20 protein-coding genes, 1 tRNA gene and 2 pseudogenes are annotated in these 15004 nt (G+C 57.0%); 21 read left to right on the forward strand and 2 right to left on the reverse strand.

Annotation, left to right across the window (positions count from 1 at the left end):
• Positions 1-3: 3 nt before the first annotated feature.
• The 21 genes and pseudogenes from VRC33_RS02905 (at position 4) to VRC33_RS03005 (ending at position 13518) form a co-directional block, all read left to right on the forward strand.
• A complete protein-coding gene (locus VRC33_RS02905) occupies positions 4-225 on the forward strand; it encodes an HP1 family phage holin (RefSeq protein WP_070135682.1) in 222 nt (73 codons plus the stop codon).
• Complete coding sequence (locus tag VRC33_RS02910; protein WP_338560677.1) at positions 212-718, forward strand: lysozyme; 507 nt, start codon at positions 212-214, stop codon at positions 716-718. Before VRC33_RS02905 ends, VRC33_RS02910 begins: the two co-directional genes overlap by 14 nt.
• A gap of 35 nt (positions 719-753) precedes the next feature.
• Positions 754-1065 (forward strand): annotated as a pseudogene (locus VRC33_RS02915) (LysB family phage lysis regulatory protein); the annotation flags it as partial.
• Positions 986-1306 (forward strand): Rz1-like lysis system protein LysC, encoded by a 321-nt coding sequence (gene lysC / locus VRC33_RS02920; protein ID WP_338560679.1) that lies wholly within the window; start codon positions 986-988, stop codon positions 1304-1306. The pseudogene VRC33_RS02915 and the gene lysC, both read left to right, overlap by 80 nt.
• Positions 1239-1706 carry a phage tail protein gene (locus VRC33_RS02925; RefSeq protein ID WP_338560681.1) on the forward strand — a complete coding sequence of 156 codons (468 nt, stop codon included), beginning with the start codon at positions 1239-1241 and terminating at the stop codon, positions 1704-1706. Before lysC ends, VRC33_RS02925 begins: the two co-directional genes overlap by 68 nt.
• On the forward strand, positions 1703-2143 hold the full coding sequence (locus VRC33_RS02930; RefSeq protein ID WP_338560683.1) for a phage virion morphogenesis protein: 441 nt from the start codon (positions 1703-1705) through the stop codon (positions 2141-2143). Before VRC33_RS02925 ends, VRC33_RS02930 begins: the two co-directional genes overlap by 4 nt.
• 73 nt (positions 2144-2216) lie before the next feature.
• Positions 2217-2897, forward strand: coding sequence for a hypothetical protein (locus tag VRC33_RS02935; RefSeq protein ID WP_338560685.1), 681 nt, complete (start codon positions 2217-2219; stop codon positions 2895-2897).
• A gap of 72 nt (positions 2898-2969) precedes the next feature.
• A complete protein-coding gene (locus tag VRC33_RS02940) occupies positions 2970-3560 on the forward strand; it encodes a phage baseplate assembly protein V (RefSeq protein ID WP_338560687.1) in 591 nt (196 codons plus the stop codon).
• Positions 3557-3907: a GPW/gp25 family protein gene (locus VRC33_RS02945; protein ID WP_070135713.1), complete on the forward strand. Its 351-nt coding sequence runs from the start codon at positions 3557-3559 to the stop codon at positions 3905-3907. Before VRC33_RS02940 ends, VRC33_RS02945 begins: the two co-directional genes overlap by 4 nt.
• Positions 3908-3911: 4 nt before the next feature.
• Positions 3912-4808: pseudogene (locus tag VRC33_RS02950) on the forward strand (baseplate assembly protein); the annotation flags it as partial.
• A gap of 3 nt (positions 4809-4811) precedes the next feature.
• Positions 4812-5420: a phage tail protein I gene (locus VRC33_RS02955; protein WP_338564008.1), complete on the forward strand. Its 609-nt coding sequence runs from the start codon at positions 4812-4814 to the stop codon at positions 5418-5420.
• The gene (locus VRC33_RS02960) at positions 5417-6580 is read left to right on the forward strand and encodes a phage tail protein (protein ID WP_338564671.1); all 1164 of its coding nucleotides are present in this window, start codon (positions 5417-5419) and stop codon (positions 6578-6580) included. Before VRC33_RS02955 ends, VRC33_RS02960 begins: the two co-directional genes overlap by 4 nt.
• 13 nt (positions 6581-6593) lie before the next feature.
• Positions 6594-6767 carry a hypothetical protein gene (locus VRC33_RS02965; RefSeq protein ID WP_186821347.1) on the forward strand — a complete coding sequence of 58 codons (174 nt, stop codon included), beginning with the start codon at positions 6594-6596 and terminating at the stop codon, positions 6765-6767.
• 153 nt (positions 6768-6920) lie between these two features.
• A complete protein-coding gene (locus VRC33_RS02970) occupies positions 6921-8090 on the forward strand; it encodes a phage tail sheath protein (protein ID WP_338560694.1) in 1170 nt (389 codons plus the stop codon).
• A gap of 10 nt (positions 8091-8100) precedes the next feature.
• Positions 8101-8610 carry a phage major tail tube protein gene (locus tag VRC33_RS02975; protein ID WP_338560696.1) on the forward strand — a complete coding sequence of 170 codons (510 nt, stop codon included), beginning with the start codon at positions 8101-8103 and terminating at the stop codon, positions 8608-8610.
• A gap of 56 nt (positions 8611-8666) precedes the next feature.
• Positions 8667-8945 carry a phage tail assembly protein gene (locus tag VRC33_RS02980; protein ID WP_338560698.1) on the forward strand — a complete coding sequence of 93 codons (279 nt, stop codon included), beginning with the start codon at positions 8667-8669 and terminating at the stop codon, positions 8943-8945.
• A 32-nt stretch (positions 8946-8977) separates the two neighbouring features.
• Positions 8978-9100: a GpE family phage tail protein gene (locus VRC33_RS02985; RefSeq protein WP_338564009.1), complete on the forward strand. Its 123-nt coding sequence runs from the start codon at positions 8978-8980 to the stop codon at positions 9098-9100.
• Entirely contained in the window at positions 9093-11531 is a 2439-nt protein-coding gene (locus VRC33_RS02990; RefSeq protein WP_338560700.1) for a phage tail tape measure protein, read from the forward strand. The genes VRC33_RS02985 and VRC33_RS02990 overlap by 8 nt, the downstream gene beginning before the upstream one ends.
• A gap of 2 nt (positions 11532-11533) precedes the next feature.
• A complete protein-coding gene (locus tag VRC33_RS02995; protein ID WP_338560702.1) occupies positions 11534-12061 on the forward strand; it encodes a phage tail protein in 528 nt (175 codons plus the stop codon).
• A complete protein-coding gene (locus VRC33_RS03000) occupies positions 12058-13230 on the forward strand; it encodes a phage late control D family protein (protein WP_338560704.1) in 1173 nt (390 codons plus the stop codon). Before VRC33_RS02995 ends, VRC33_RS03000 begins: the two co-directional genes overlap by 4 nt.
• A 69-nt stretch (positions 13231-13299) precedes the next feature.
• A complete protein-coding gene (locus VRC33_RS03005) occupies positions 13300-13518 on the forward strand; it encodes an ogr/Delta-like zinc finger family protein (RefSeq protein WP_301253080.1) in 219 nt (72 codons plus the stop codon).
• Between the two features lie 158 nt (positions 13519-13676).
• On the opposite strand, the gene VRC33_RS03010 is transcribed toward VRC33_RS03005, so the two are convergent.
• Together VRC33_RS03010 and VRC33_RS03015 are read right to left on the reverse strand one after the other, a co-directional pair.
• A tRNA-Ile gene (locus VRC33_RS03010) sits at positions 13677-13753 on the reverse strand.
• Between the two features lie 135 nt (positions 13754-13888).
• Positions 13889-14686: an SDR family oxidoreductase gene (locus VRC33_RS03015; RefSeq protein WP_338560708.1), complete on the reverse strand. Its 798-nt coding sequence runs from the start codon at positions 14684-14686 to the stop codon at positions 13889-13891.
• Between the last annotated feature and the right edge of the window lie 318 nt (positions 14687-15004).

Raw genomic sequence — 15004 nt, forward strand, 5'->3', positions numbered from 1 at the left:
AAGATGGAGAAAATCAACTCGCTGATCAACTACCTGATCGGGCTTGTGCTGATGTGGTTTGGCCGCCATACGCCGCAGGATATCGCCTTTATGGTGGGTTCCGGGGTTGCCGTGGTCACGCTTGTGATCAACGTGGCGACGTTTTTTATCAACTGGCATTACCGCCGTAAAACGTTTGAGCTGCAGCGGCAGAATGTGCAGGGGGTGAGCGATGAAGGCCGCTAAGCGTTGCGCCGTGGTGGCCGTGGTGGCAATCGCCGCGCTGCTGCCACAGTTTAAAACGCTGAAGATTTCCGAAGGCGGATTGCAGCTTATCGCCGATGCCGAGGGGTGCCGCACCTCGCCTTACCAGTGCAGCGCCGGGGTCTGGACGAACGGCATCGGTCACACTGCAGGCGTGACGCCGCAAAGCCAGGTCAGCGAACGGCAGGCGGCGGTTAATCTGGTCTATGACGTGATGCGCGTGGAGCGCCAGCTTGATATCTGCGTACCGGTGGAAATGCCCGCGCCGGTGTATGACGCGCTGGTCAGCTTTTCGTTTAACGTCGGTGCCGGTGCGGCCTGCCGGTCAACGCTTGTCGGTTACCTCAAACGCCATCAGTGGTGGCAGGCATGCGATCAGCTTGACCGCTGGGTGTACGTGAACGGCGTCAGAAACAAAGGGATAGAAAACCGCCGCGCCCGTGAAAAAGCCTGGTGCTTAAAGGGGGCGTCATGATGCGCCTGTTTGCGTTCGCGCTGGCCACTGCACTGATGGCGCTGGGCTTTACTGGCTGGCGACTGAATGCGGTAAATGACGATCTCACCCGTGCGCAGCGCATCATCGGCACGCTGTCCGCCGGGATTGAAAGCCGCGACAAGGCGATTACCCGCCTGAATGATGAAGCGCGGGAGGGAGCAAAGCGCGAAGCCACGCTGCGACTGCTGCAGGGGCGAGCCGGTACGGCTGCCCTTAACCGTGAACTGACCATACAGAGAGAAACCGATGCAAATCCGACCCTGCGTGACTGGTCTGCTGCTGCTTTGCCTGCTGATGTTATCCGGCTGCAGTCACGGCCCGCGTTCAATAACGCCAGAGATTATCTGGACTGGCTGTCCGCGCGTGACAAGCTGCCCGCTGCCGGGCAACAGCCTGCAGGTTCAGGGCGATCTGGCGGCGGATAACCGCCAGTTAGAGGCTGCGCTTGCATCATGCGGGCTGCAGGTTGAAATCATCAAAGAGTGTCAGGAGCAGCACGATGCAGAAACCGAAACAGCTACGTCAGGCGCTGACCGACAGCGTGCCGCTGCTACAGCGAAACCCTGACAGCCTGAATATGTTTATCGACGGGGGGCGCATTGCTTCCACGCTCGCCAGCTCGCTGTCGTTTGAATACCAGTATCAGCTGAATCTGGTGGTGACTGACTACGGAGATAATCTTGATTTGCTGATGGTGCCGCTGCTGGCCTGGCTGCGCGAGAATCAGCCCGACATTATGGCAACCGAAGAAAAACGCCGCACCGGCTTCACCTTTAAAGCCGATGTGCTGAGCGACACGCTGTGCGATATCAGCATTGACCTGCAGCTGACAGAGCGCGTGATAGTGAAACAGGAGGGCGCTGCGCTGCACGTCACCCATGTGGGCGAGAATTCCCTGCCGGAAAACGATGCTCGTCCGGTGCAGCTGTACGTTAAGGGTGAGCTGATCGGCGAGTTACTGCCGTGAACGGGCTGCAGGCGTTCGACGAACGGCTGGGTGCGCTGATTAACAACCTGTCACCGGCGGCGCGCAAAGAGATGGCCCGCACCATTGCAGAGCGTCTGCGTGCCGGTCAGCAGCAAAATATCAAACGCCAGCAGGCACCGGACGGCACGCCGTTTAAGCCGCGTAAGGCACCGGCGCGCAAAAAGAAAGGCCGGGTAAAACGTGAGATGTTCGCCAAAATGCGCACAGCAAAATACCTGAAGGCGAAAGGCACCGCTGATGATGCCATTATTGAGTTTACCGGCAACGTGCAGCGCATGGCCCGCGTGCATCACTACGGGCTGCGCGACCGGCCAGCCCGTGGTGGAAAGGATGTGCAGTATGAGGCTAGACCATTGCTAGGATTTTCAGAATCTGACATAAAGATTGTAGAAGATATTATCCTTAGTAACCTTTAGCTGGAGCCGTAACTATAATGGAGCTTTATCTGCGAGAGTTGAGAAAAAAATCAGAGATAGTCAGAAAGTAGTGATGGATAAGTTTCTTGCTGATCATAATATAAATATTTGTTTTTTTTGTGGCGTAGAAGATGGCCTTACAAGGGAGCATATGATTCCTCAGTGGGTTTTTGAAAAGAAGCCTGAGAAATTTTTTAGCGCAACCATAAATGATATCCCTCAGTCTTATATCAAATCAACTATTCCTGCCTGCGCCCGATGTAACAATGTACTGCTGAGTTCAGTTGAAGATAAAATAATAAGTATTTTGCAGGCTAAAAAACCCGGTGATTATGATTTTAGTGAATGTGATTTGATTATATGGTGGCTAGAGTTGATTGGTTTCAAGTTGCAGGTATTAGATCTAAGACAGAAATTTATTAAACCTAAAAATGGCCCTTACATACCTTTCTTAGCTGATTATCCATTAGGCATAATGCGCAGAGGAGGGGAGGAATCACCTTATAGAATTCTCCTTGGTGTAAGGCAAGCTCGGCGACGATTAATGAAAAAACAAAAAATCTATGAGGCTAATTCCCTAGTTGTTTTTGAAACCTCCAATCCTGATATGCATTTCTTTCATAAAAGTGGCGAGTTGATATTTTTGGAGCTTCCAAAATTCAAAGTGGCTTTTTTCCATTTTTATAATAAAGAATTTGAGACTTTGAAAGAAGCTCATAAAGCAGCGATGGACATTATCAAAAAAGTTTATTGAAATCTGTTTGCCCATCTTTGAGCGGGCGGCTGTTGATTGTCGCCAGCTTCAATACGAGGTGAAATGCCTCGCATGAACTCACAAATCCCAGAAATCCTGCGCCTGCTGCGCAACCTGATCCGCATCGGCACCGTTTCCGCTATCAATCTGGAAGACGGTCTTTGTCGCGTGGATACCGGCAGCAACACCACCAACTGGCTGCACTGGCTGACCGCCCGTGCCGGTCGCACCCGCTCATGGAATGCGCCTTCTGTCGGCGAGCAGGTGCTGGTTTTGTGCCTGGGCGGTGAGCTTGATACCGGCTTTGTGCTGCCGGGCGTGTTCTCTGACGATAACCCGGCTCCGTCGGCGTCTGCCGATGCGCTGCACTGGTCATTTCCTGACGGTGCGGTAATTGAGTACGAGCCGGAAAGCGGTGCGCTGAAGGCAACCGGCATCCAGACCGCGACCATTCAGGCAGCGGTAAAAATCCTGCTGGACTCGCCGGAGGTTGAGTGCTCGGCGCTGCTGAAAACCGCCACGCTGGAAGTGACCCAGGGCGGCACGATGAAAGGCAGCGTTAAGCACAGCGGCGGCAGCTTCAGCTCTAACGGCGTTGTCGTTGACGATCATAATCACGGTGGCGTGCAGCGCGGCAGCAGCAGAACGGACGGCCCACAATGACAGCAGCAAAATATACCGGTATGAACCGGGAAACCGGCGGGGCGCTGACCGACCTCGATCACATCCGTCAGTCGGTGCGTGACATTCTGATGACACCCCTCGGTACCAGGGTGATGCGCCGGAACTATGGCTCACTGCTTTCTGCACTTATTGACCAGCCGCAAAACGAGTCGCTGCGCCTGCAGATTATGTCGGCCTGCTATATGGCGATCCTGCAGTGGGAACCCCGCGTAAAGCTGACCGGCATCAGTTACGAATCCGCGTTTAATGGCGGCATGGTGGTTGAACTCACCGGCACCCGCGCTGATAACGCGCAGGATTTTTCCCTGACCATCCCTGTGAGCTGAAACTATGGCAACTATCGACCTGAGCCAGCTACCCGCGCCCGACGTGGTGGAAATACTGGACTATGAAACGCTTCTGGCTGAACGCAAAGCCACGCTGATTTCGCTTTATCCGGCTGAACAGCAGGATGCCGTCGCCCGCACGCTGGCGCTGGAGTCTGAACCGGTGGTGAAGCTGATACAGGAAAACGCGTACCGCGAAGTTATCCTGCGCCAGCGCGTCAACGAAGCGGCCAGCGCCGTCATGGTGGCGTATGCCCTGGCGGATGATTTAGACCAGCTCGGCGCAAACAGCGGCGTAACCCGTCTGACGCTGACGGCGGCGGATGAAACCACGATCCCGCCCACCGCTGCCGTGATGGAAAGCGACGATGATTTTCGTTTGCGTATTGCTGCCGCCTTTGAGGGGCTGAGCGTGGCCGGGCCGTCCGGCGCTTATGAGTTCCATGCAAAAAGCGCCGACGGACGCGTGGCCGATGCGTCAGCGATCAGCCCGTCGCCTGCCTGCGTGACCGTCACCGTGCTGTCGCGGGAAGGAAATGGCGTGGCCGCTGCCGACCTGCTGGCCGTGGTGGATGCGGCGCTTAATGATGAAGACGTGCGCCCGGTAGCCGACCGGGTCACGGTGCAGACGGCGGAGATTGTGGATTACGCCGTGGATGCCGTCCTGTATCTCTATCCGGGGCCGGAAGCTGAGCCAATACGCGCCGCAGCTGAGGAAAAGCTTGCCGCGTTCGTCAGCACCCAGGCGCGTCTGGGCCGGGATATCCGTAAGTCGGCTTTATATGCGGCCCTGCATGTTGAGGGCGTGCAGCGTGTGGAGCTGGCGGAGCCTGCCGCTGACGTGGTGCTGGATAAAACGCAGGCCGCGTACTGCACCGGCTGGGCGATTACGGTCGGGGGTCGGATGAATGATCGCCTGCTGCCGGTCGGTTCGTCAGTGCTGGAAGTTGCCGCCGCTGAAGCCTGCGCACAAATCGAAAGCATGCCGGTGCCGCTGCGTAAGCTCTGGAGCGCTGCCGACTGCCCGGTGGAGCTGCTGCCCTATCTTGCGTGGGCGTGGTCGGTAGACCGCTGGGATTCTGGCTGGAGTGAGTCAACCAAGCGCGCCGTCGTTTCTGCCTCACAGTACGTGCATAAACACAAGGGGACGCTCGGCTCGATCCGTCGCGTCGTGGAACCGCTCGGCTATCTGATCCGCATCGTTGAGTGGTGGCAGACAAACGAGGAGCCAGGCACGTTCCGCCTTGATGTGGGAGTACTGGATACCGGCATCACTGAGGAAATGTATAACGAGCTGGAGCGCCTGATAGCGGATGCGAAACCGTGTAGCCGCCATCTGATCGGTCTGTCTGTCAACCTGGACGCCAGCGGCGTGCTGCCGGTGGCCGCCGCCTGTTATACCGGCGACGAGCTGACCGTTTACCCCTATACCCCTGAAACCATCACCGTCAGCGGGCCGGGTTATTCCGGTGCGGCGGTTCATATTATTGATAACCTGAGAGTGAACGCATGACCGTAAAATATTATGCGCTGCTGACCAATCTGGGCGCGGCAAAGCTGGCAAACGCCGCTGCCCTCGGCACCAGACTGCAGATTACGCAGATGGCCGTCGGTGACGGCGGCGGCGCGTTACCCACGCCCAACGCCAGCCAGACGGCGCTGATTAATGAGCAGCGCCGCGCCCCGCTGAATCAGCTGAGCATTGACGCCGCCAACAGCAGCCAGATTATCGCCGAGCAGATTATCCCGGAGACCGACGGCGGTTTCTGGATACGCGAGATTGGCCTGTTTGACGCTGACGGTGTGATGATTGCCGTTGCCAACTGCGCGGAAACCTACAAGCCGCAGCTGCAGGAAGGGAGCGGTCGCACGCAGACCGTGCGTATGATCATTATCGTCAGCAGTACGGACGCCGTGACGCTGAAGATTGACCCGTCAGTGGTGCTGGCAACGCGTAAATATGTTGATGATGCAGTGATTGAGGTTAAAGCCTATACCGATAAAGTGATGGCGGGCCATCTTGCCGCAGCGGATCCGCATACGCAGTATGCCCCAAAGAAAAGCCCCGTTTTTACCGGTATCCCGAAAGCGCCGACGGCCGCCGCCGGTGATAACTCACAGCAGCTGGCTAACACCGCTTTCGTGGCTGCTGCGCTGGCCGCGCTGACGGGTTCGGCACCGGCGGCGCTGGACACCCTGAACGAACTGGCCGCCGCGCTGGGTAACGATCCGAATTTTTCGGCAACGGTACTGAATGCGCTGGCCGGAAAAATGGATATCGCGAAAAACGGCAGCGATATTCAGAGCGTCCCGGCGTTTCTTAGAAGCCTGGGTTTAGGCGATGCAAAATATGTCACCAGTCGGGGCAGCAACGTTAACGGCATCTGGAGTATCTGGTCAGATGGCGCGATAGAAATGAGCGGTCACAACCCGACCATTACCAGCGGGCTGGCAACGGTTGTTTTCCCGATATCCATACCCAGGATCGTTCGCTATATCTCTATCGCAGAAAGACTTTCCACAGATGCAGGTGCATCGGTACAGCGCATGCATACTTCGATGATCCTTGACGACACGGTCACCACTACCGGATTTAAGGCCCGCTGCCAGATGGCAAGCGGCGAACAGTCAAGTAATGGCTTTTCATGGCAGCTTTACTGCCCACCAAATTAATCAGGAGTTTACTGTGCGATATTTTAATCCGGCATCTCTTACCGAGGTACTACCAGGCGTTCATGACATAACCGGCGCGGTTGAACTCCCTGATGACAACTGGTTTTTTACAACTCAGGAGATCCCCGAAGGAAAACAGCTCGGCGCGGGTGAAAGCGGCGAGCCGGTACTGATTGATATCCGTTAGCCCGTTTTCCAGGGCAGGAATGTTTCTGCATTTCTGCCCAAAAGCCGCAGTGTTTCGTGATTCTGTCCTGTCACCGACCAGTAAACCCTGAAAGAATGCACCCTTCCGCCTGAGCGGGCAATCTGAGCGCACCCATAACACGGAGTGCATCAGATGTCTGATTATCATCACGGTGTCCGCGTCGTCGAAATTAACGACGGCACGCGCACCATTTCCACCGTATCAACGGCAATCGTCGGGCTGGTCTGTACCGCCGAAGATGCCGACGCCACCGCGTTCCCGCTGAACACGCCGGTACTGTTAACCAACGTGCAGGCCGGTATCGCCAAAGCCGGTAAAAAAGGCACGCTGGCCGCATCCCTGCAGGCCATTGCCGATCAGGCTAAACCCGTCACCGTCGTGGTGCGCGTGGCCGAAGGCACGACCGAAGCGGAAACCATCTCCAATATCATCGGTACCACCGACGAGAACGGCCAGTATACCGGCATGAAGGCGCTGCTGAGCGCGCAGACGCAGCTCGACGTCAAGCCGCGCATTCTCGGCGTGCCGGGCCTCGACTCGCTGGAAGTGGCGACCGCACTTGCCAGTATCGCGCAGCAGCTGCGTGCCTTCTGCTACGTCTCCGCCTGGAACTGCAAAACCGTCTCCGACGCGATGAAGTACCGCGAGAACTTCAGCCAGCGCGAAATCATGGTTATCTGGCCCGATTTCATCGCCTGGAACACCACGGCCAACGCCGCCGAAACCGCGTATGCCACGGCTCGTGCGCTGGGTCTGCGTGCAAAAATCGACAACGACACCGGCTGGCACAAAACGCTCTCTAACGTCGGCGTGAACGGCGTGACCGGCATTTCTGCCGGGGTGTTCTGGGATCTGCAGCAAACCGGCACCGACGCCGATTTACTCAATGAAGCCTGCGTGACCACGCTTATCCGCAAGGACGGCTTTCGCTTCTGGGGTAACCGCACCTGCAGCGACGATCCGCTGTTTGCGTTTGAGAACTACACCCGTACCGCGCAGGTGCTGGCCGACACGATGGCCGAAGCGCATATGTGGGCCAATGACAAGCCGCTGACGCCGGTACTGGTGCGCGAGATTATCGCGGGTATCAACGCCAAATTCCGCGAGCTGGTCAGCGCCGGTTATCTGCTGGGCGCAACGTGCTGGTACGACGAAACGGCCAACGACAAAGAGACCCTGAAGGCGGGCAAACTGTCGATTGACTATGACTACACGCCGGTACCGCCGCTGGAAGATTTAACGCTGCGCCAGCGCATCACCGACACCTATCTGGCGAACTTCGCCGCGTCCGTAAACAGCTGAGGACTGAACAATGGCACTGCCAAGAAAACTCAAGGGGATGAACCTCTTTAACGACGCCAACAGCTATCAGGGCGTCGTGACCAGCGTCACGCTGCCGAAGCTGTCCCGCAAGCTTGACCCGTTCAGGGGCGGTGGTATGAGCGGCGCGGCGCATATTGATATGGGTCTTGACGACGACGCGCTGGATATGGAGTGGAGCATCGGCGGCATGGATGAATTGGTACTGACGCAGTGGGGAGCCGCATCCGTACCGCTGCGCTTTACCGGCTCTTATCAGCGCGATGATACCGGCGAGGAAATCGCGGTAGAGATTGAGGTGCGCGGCAAACACCAGGCGTTTGATTTTGGTGAAGCCAAGCAGGGCGAGGACACCGAAACCAAAATCACCACCAAATGTACTTACTACAAGATGACCTTTAACGGCAAAGAGCTGATTGAAATCGACACCATCAACATGGTGGAGAAGGTCAACGGCACCGACCGTCTGGAGCAGCGCCGTAAAAATATCGGCCTCGTTTAACCCCCGGAGCCAGCGCCCGGCGCTGGCCTTATCCCGACTTTACGCAGAGAAAAAACATGGAAAACAAAGAAAACACCGTTACCCTGGAAACGCCGGTAGTGCGCGGCGAACAGACCATTACCACAGTTGAGGTGATTAAGCCCAATTCCGGCGCGCTGCGCGGTACCCGCCTCGCAGATATTGCAGGATCTGACGTGGATGCGCTGATTACCGTGCTGCCGCGCATCACGTTTCCCGCGCTGACAAAGGCGGAATGCCTGAACCTCGATCCGGTCGATTTGATTGCGCTGGCCGGTAAGGTGATCGGTTTTTTGTCGCCGAAGTCGGACGAGTAAGCTGGCCCGGTGGGATGACCGTCAATGACCTGATGGCCGATATCGCCACCGTGTTCCACTGGCCCCCCTCTGAAATGTATGACATGCCGCTGACCGAGCTTATCGACTGGCGGCACAAGGCGATGATCCGCAGCGGAGTAAAAACCGATGAGTAACAACCTGAAATTACAGGTGCTGCTTAAGGCGGTAGACCAGGCGACACGCCCCTTTAAAGCCATCCAGAACCAGACCCGCAAACTTTCCGGCGATATCCGCGAAACGCGGGACAGCATTAAGGTGCTCGACGCTCAGGCGGCGAAGATTGACGGTTTCCGCAAGGTCAGCGGCCAGCTTGCCGTCACGCAGCAGAAGCTGAAAGACGCCAAAACCGAAGCGGCCGCGCTGGCCGTGCAGTTTCGCAACACCGAAAAGCCCACCACGGCGCAGGCCCGCGCGCTGGAAAAAGCCCGGCAGGCGGCAAACGAGCTGCAGACCAAAAGCAATTCTCTCCGCCTGTCCGTGCAGCAGCAGCGCGAGGCGCTGAACGCGGCGGGGATTTCCACCAAAAGCCTGAGCAGCGAACAGCAGCGGCTGAAAGCCGCGTCTGCGCAGGCAACTATCAGCCTGAGCCGTCAGAAAACCGAACTGCAGCGCCTCGGTCAGCAGCAGGAGCGGCTTAACCACATCAGCGAGCGCTACCGCAAAGGCCAGGAATTATCGGGCCGGGTGCGTAATGCCGGTGCGGCCGGTGTGGGGGCGGCAACCGTCGGCGCGATTGCGGCCACTTCCGTGTTGCGCCCCGGCTACGACTTTGCGCTGGCGAACTCCACGCTGCAGGCAACGCTCGGCCTTGATAAAAACTCGGCTGACTTTCAGTCGCTGAGAACCCAGGCGCGCAGCATCGGCGACAATACCGCTGCATCGGCGAACGATGCCGCGCAGGCGCAGATCATTATCGCCAAATCGGGCGGCTCGGTGGATGACATCAAAGCTGCCACGCCGGTAACGCTGGATATGTCGCTGGCAAATAACCGTTCAATGGAAGAAAGCGCAAAGCTGTTAATGAGCACAAAGAACGCTTTCGGACTGGCTAACAGTCAGGTCGCGCACCTGGGTGATGTTATCTCGGCGACGCTGAACAAAACCGCCGCCGACTTTGACGGGCTGAACGATGCGTTGACCTACATCGCGCCGGTTGCCAAAAATGCGGGCGTGAGCGTGGAGCAGACCACGGCCATGATCGGTGCGCTGGCAAAAGAAGGCACCACCGGCAGCATGGCCGGAACGGGCGTACGCGCCATGCTGCTGCGCGTGCAGGCACCGACTGGCGAGGCGTTCAAGGCGATTAAAGAGCTGGGCGTCAAAACGGCTGACAGCAAAGGCAATATGCGCCCGTTCTTCACCATCCTGAAGGAAATGCAGAAATCCTTTGAGAAAAACAAGCTCGGCACCGCGCAGCAGGCGGAGTACCTGAAAACCATCTTCGGCGAAGAGGCCGCTTCCTCGGCGGTGACGCTGATGAAGGGTGCCACCAGTGGGCTGCTTGACGACCTGACCCGCACCTTTCAGGGATCGGACGGCAGCACGGCGAAGCTGGTCAAGGTGCAGCAGGACAACCTCGGCGGCGACCTTAAAGAGCTGCAGTCGGCGCAGGAGGCCATCGGCACCGACCTGTACGACGAACTTGATGAAAGCCTGCGAAAGCTGACCCAGGACAGCACGAAATTTTTGCTGACCGTGGATAACTGGATACAGAAAAATCCGGCGCTGTCAGCGGGCATTGCCAAGGCGGCGATGGCGGGCCTGATTTTTGTGGGCGCGCTGGGTGCGATCGGACTGGTTGCCTGGCCGGTGATGGCCGGAGTGAATGCGCTTATTGCGGGCGCGGGCCTGCTGGGCAGCGTATTCAGCGTGGCGGGCAGCACCATTGTGGCGGCGCTGGGTGCGATCACCTGGCCGGTGGTGGCCGTGGTCGCCGCCGTGGTTGCCGGTGCGCTGCTTATCCGCAAGTACTGGGAGCCGGTAAAGGCGTTTATTTCCGGCGTCGCCGAGGGCTTTACCGCCGCCGCAGGCCCGATAAGCGATGCCTTTATCTCGCTGCAGCCCGGCTTTAACTGGCTGACCGATAAGGTGAAAGACCTGTGGAACTGGTTTAAAAAGCTGCTGGAGCCGGTGAAATCCACCCAGACCGAACTGAAAAATGCCGGAGATATGGGTAAGGCGTTCGGCAACGCGCTGGCCGAAGGGCTGAAAATTCCGGGTGAGGCGCTGGATCAGCTGATGGGCGGGATCCGCTGGGTGCTGGATAAGCTCGGCGTTATCGACAGCAAGTCTGACGGGTTGAAGCACAAAGTGCCTGAGCACGATCCGGTGGCACCGAACGGCCTGCCGTGGAGCCTCGCCGACACCGGCCCGGCTTATCAGCCCGTATCGTCACCGGCGGCGAACGGCGGGTATCAGGACAAAAGCCAGAACAGCTATCAGTACGACATTCACATGCATCCGGGTATGACCAAAGATGACGCGCTGGCGCTGATTGCACAGCAGCAGGCGCGCAACGACCGCAACCGGCAGGCACAGAACCGCAGCAAAATGGGATGGGAATAACAATGATGATGATTTACGGCATGATGTCGTTTATGCGCCAGACGCTGCCTTACTCTGAACTGCAGCAGAGCGTGGATTACCGCTGGCCCACTAACAGCCGCGTCGGGCAACGGGCGTCGGCGCAGTTTATCGGCGTGGGGGATGAAAAAATAACCCTGACCGGCGAGCTGCGCCCGGAGGTGACGGGCGGTGCCATTTCGCTGCTGACGCTCAAGGTGATGGCCGACGAGGGACGGGCATGGCCGCTGATTGGCGGCAACGGCACCATTTACGGGATGTACGTGGCGGAAAGCTTTTCGGCGACGCACAGCGAGTTTCTGAGCAACGGCAGCGCGCAAAAAATCCTGTTTACCCTGAGCCTCAAGCGCGTTGACGAGTCGTTAACCTCGATGTTTGGCGATCTGAAAAAGCAGGCTGACGGGCTCGTCAGCGGCGCAAACAACCTGCCGGGCCAGGTCACGTCGGCCATCAGCAGCGCGAAAACCGCCGCCAGCGGCATTATCTCCACCGTGGGCGGGCTGCCGGGATGACGATTACCGGATTACCCGTGCAGGCAGGCGCGCAGATACAGCCTGACTTTATGCTTACCGTGAACGCAAAAGACGTGACGGACAATATCCGCGACCGGCTGATTTCGCTGACGCTGACCGATAACCGGGGCTTTGACGCTGACCAGCTTGATCTTGAGCTGGACGACGCCGACGGACAGCTGGCGATGCCGGTGCGCGGGGCGGTGATTAAGCTGTTTCTGGGCTGGAAAGGCCAGACGCTTATCGGCAAAGGTGAATTCACGGTTGACGAGGTGGAGCACCACGGCGCACCTGACACCATGACCATCCGGGCGCGCAGCGTGGATTTTCGCGGCACGCTGAACTCCCGGCGTGAGGTCTCTTATCACGACACCACCCTGGGCGCGGTGGTGACGCAGATTGCTGAGCGCAACAACCTGAAGGCAATGCTGGCCGCAGGCTTTGCCACGCTGCCGGTCAGTCACATCGACCAGACGCAGGAAACCGACACGAAGTTTCTGACGCGGCTTGCCTCGCTGTACGGTGCGGTGGCAGCCATCAAGGCCGGTCGCCTGCTGTTTCTGCGTCCGGGGAGCGGCGTCACGGCCAGCGGTAAACCCATTCCACAGCTGACGATTACACGACAGGACGGCGACCGCCACACCTTCAGCATCGCTGACCGGGGCGCATATACCGGCGTGACGGCCAGCTGGCTGCATACCCGAGATCCGAAGCCGAAAAAGGTGAAGGTCAAACGCAAGCCGCGAGAAAAACACCTGCGCGCTCTGGAGCACCCGGCGGCGAAAAAGAAAAAGGCGGCTACGAAAACGCCGGAAGCACGCGAGGGGGATTATCTTGCCGGCACCGAAGATAACGTGTTTACACTGACCACGGTTTACGCCACCAAAGCCGCCGCGATGCGCGCTGCAAAGGCTAAATGGGACAAGCTGCAGCGGGGTGTTGCCGAGTTCTCGCTGACGCTGGCGATGGGCCGGGCGGATCTCTTCCCGGAAACGCCGGTCAGGGTCAGCGGGTTCAAGGCGGTGATCGATGCGCAGCCGTGGCTTATCAGTAAGGTGACGCACAGCCTGAGCGGCAGCGGCTACACGACGGCGCTTGATTTTGAGGTGTTGCTGTCGAGTGTGGAATATGAAGCAGAGGAAGATTCAGAAAAAGATTATTCACAATAAGTGAATTTCTTTGCCCTTTTTGTGAAATTCATGTATTAAAGCCTGGTGTCTTCAGGGAGAAAGAAAAAAATGATGCATTGCCCGCTTTGCCAGACCGCTGCCCATGCCAAAAGCAGTCGCTACATTTCCAAAGAAACAAAAGAGCGCTATCACCAGTGCCAAAACATCAATTGCAGCTGCACTTTCAAAACGCACGAAAGCATAGCGGGAATGATCGTTTCACCAGGTCAAGTTAGCAGAGTGCCAATCTTTACTCATAACGAGCAGCAACCTTCACTACTTCATTAATCAAGCTACGCTCACAAGCCCGCGAACGCGGGTTTTTTTATGCCTGTAGCCTTAAAGCGTGAGAAAAACCTATCGCCATTTCATCGCCACTGAAAAACGCCAACAAAAAAGCCACCCTTTGAAAGGTGGCTTAATATCCTGATTTCACAGGTAAAATTTGGTGGCCCCTACTGGACTTGAACCAGTGACCAAGCGATTATGAGTCGCGTGCTCTAACCAACTGAGCTAAGGGGCCTGCGGCGCAGGATTATAATGTAACTCGGGGGTGCAATCCAGCAGTTATCAACCGATTGCCCGTTTTTTCCACAGTTGTCACCCAACACAACCATTTGAATAACAAACTCTTCCGCTTAATGCCTGCCGCCAGCCCTTAACGATAACGCGAAGCAGACTGGCTCAGTGACAGGTCAGGGAGCAGCGCGGCGCGGGCAGTATCGAAAGCTTCCCAGTTTTCATATTTCTCAAGCGAAGGAATGGTCACGCTTTCGCCCAGCGCCAGGCCGGCCAGGGCAGCATCGACCATGGTTTCCACTTCCATCACCATATGGGCAGGGAGCTCGTCGACTGAGCGGCCAGAGCGTTCAAAGATCTCAGTGCGGGTCAGGCCTGGCAACACGGCCTGGACTCGTACACCGTACGGTTTTAATGAGGCTTCCAGCGAACGGCTGAAGTTCAGGACAAAGGATTTAGTGCCGTTATAGGCGCCATTGCCCATTTCATGCACCAGCCCCAATACGGAAGCGATGTTGATAAGGGTGCCTGCGCCACGCCCTTTAAAAGCATTGCCCGCAGCCTGAGCCAGACGGGTGGGGGCGAGCACGTTAAGCAGTATCATATTTTCAACGCTGTCGATGTCGTTTTCCAGGAAGTCACCCGCTACGCTCATCCCGGCATTATTAACCAGTAAGGTGAGGGTGGAGTCCGTCGCCAGCCGTTGTTCCACACGGCGTAAATCCTCTTTGTTGATCAAATCGGCTGCCAGCACTTCGCTGTGTACGCCATATTCGCTGGAGAGTCTGGAGGCCAGTGCATCCAGTTTGGTTTGATCGCGTGCTACCAGTAACAGGTCGTAGCCCTGTTCAGCAAGGCGCTGTGCGTATACAGCGCCAATTCCTGCGGATGCACCGGTAATCATTGCAGTACCTTTCGAAGCTGTTAATGCAGACATGTGGTTCTCCTGACTATGAGGCTGGCGTTCTGAGCCGTTTAAATATGATGGTTATCATCTGTGCGTGGGTTTAATATGATGACCATCATATTTGCTGTCAAGCCTCTCTGTTTCGGCGGAAGACATAAGGACTGCATTCAGGCTCATTTCGTAAAAGTGACCTCTCGATACATCATATAGAGATCAATCAGATAGCCATTGAGCATTAGCTCTCACCTTGTATATGACGACTATAATAATTATTATGATAGTCATATTCTGTCGAAGGCTGAGGTGGCTTCGACACCTTTTAAGGGCACCCTGTCAGAAGTTATTACG

The organism is Erwinia sp. E_sp_B01_1, assembly GCF_036865545.1.
Classification (GTDB): Bacteria; Pseudomonadota; Gammaproteobacteria; order Enterobacterales; family Enterobacteriaceae; genus Erwinia.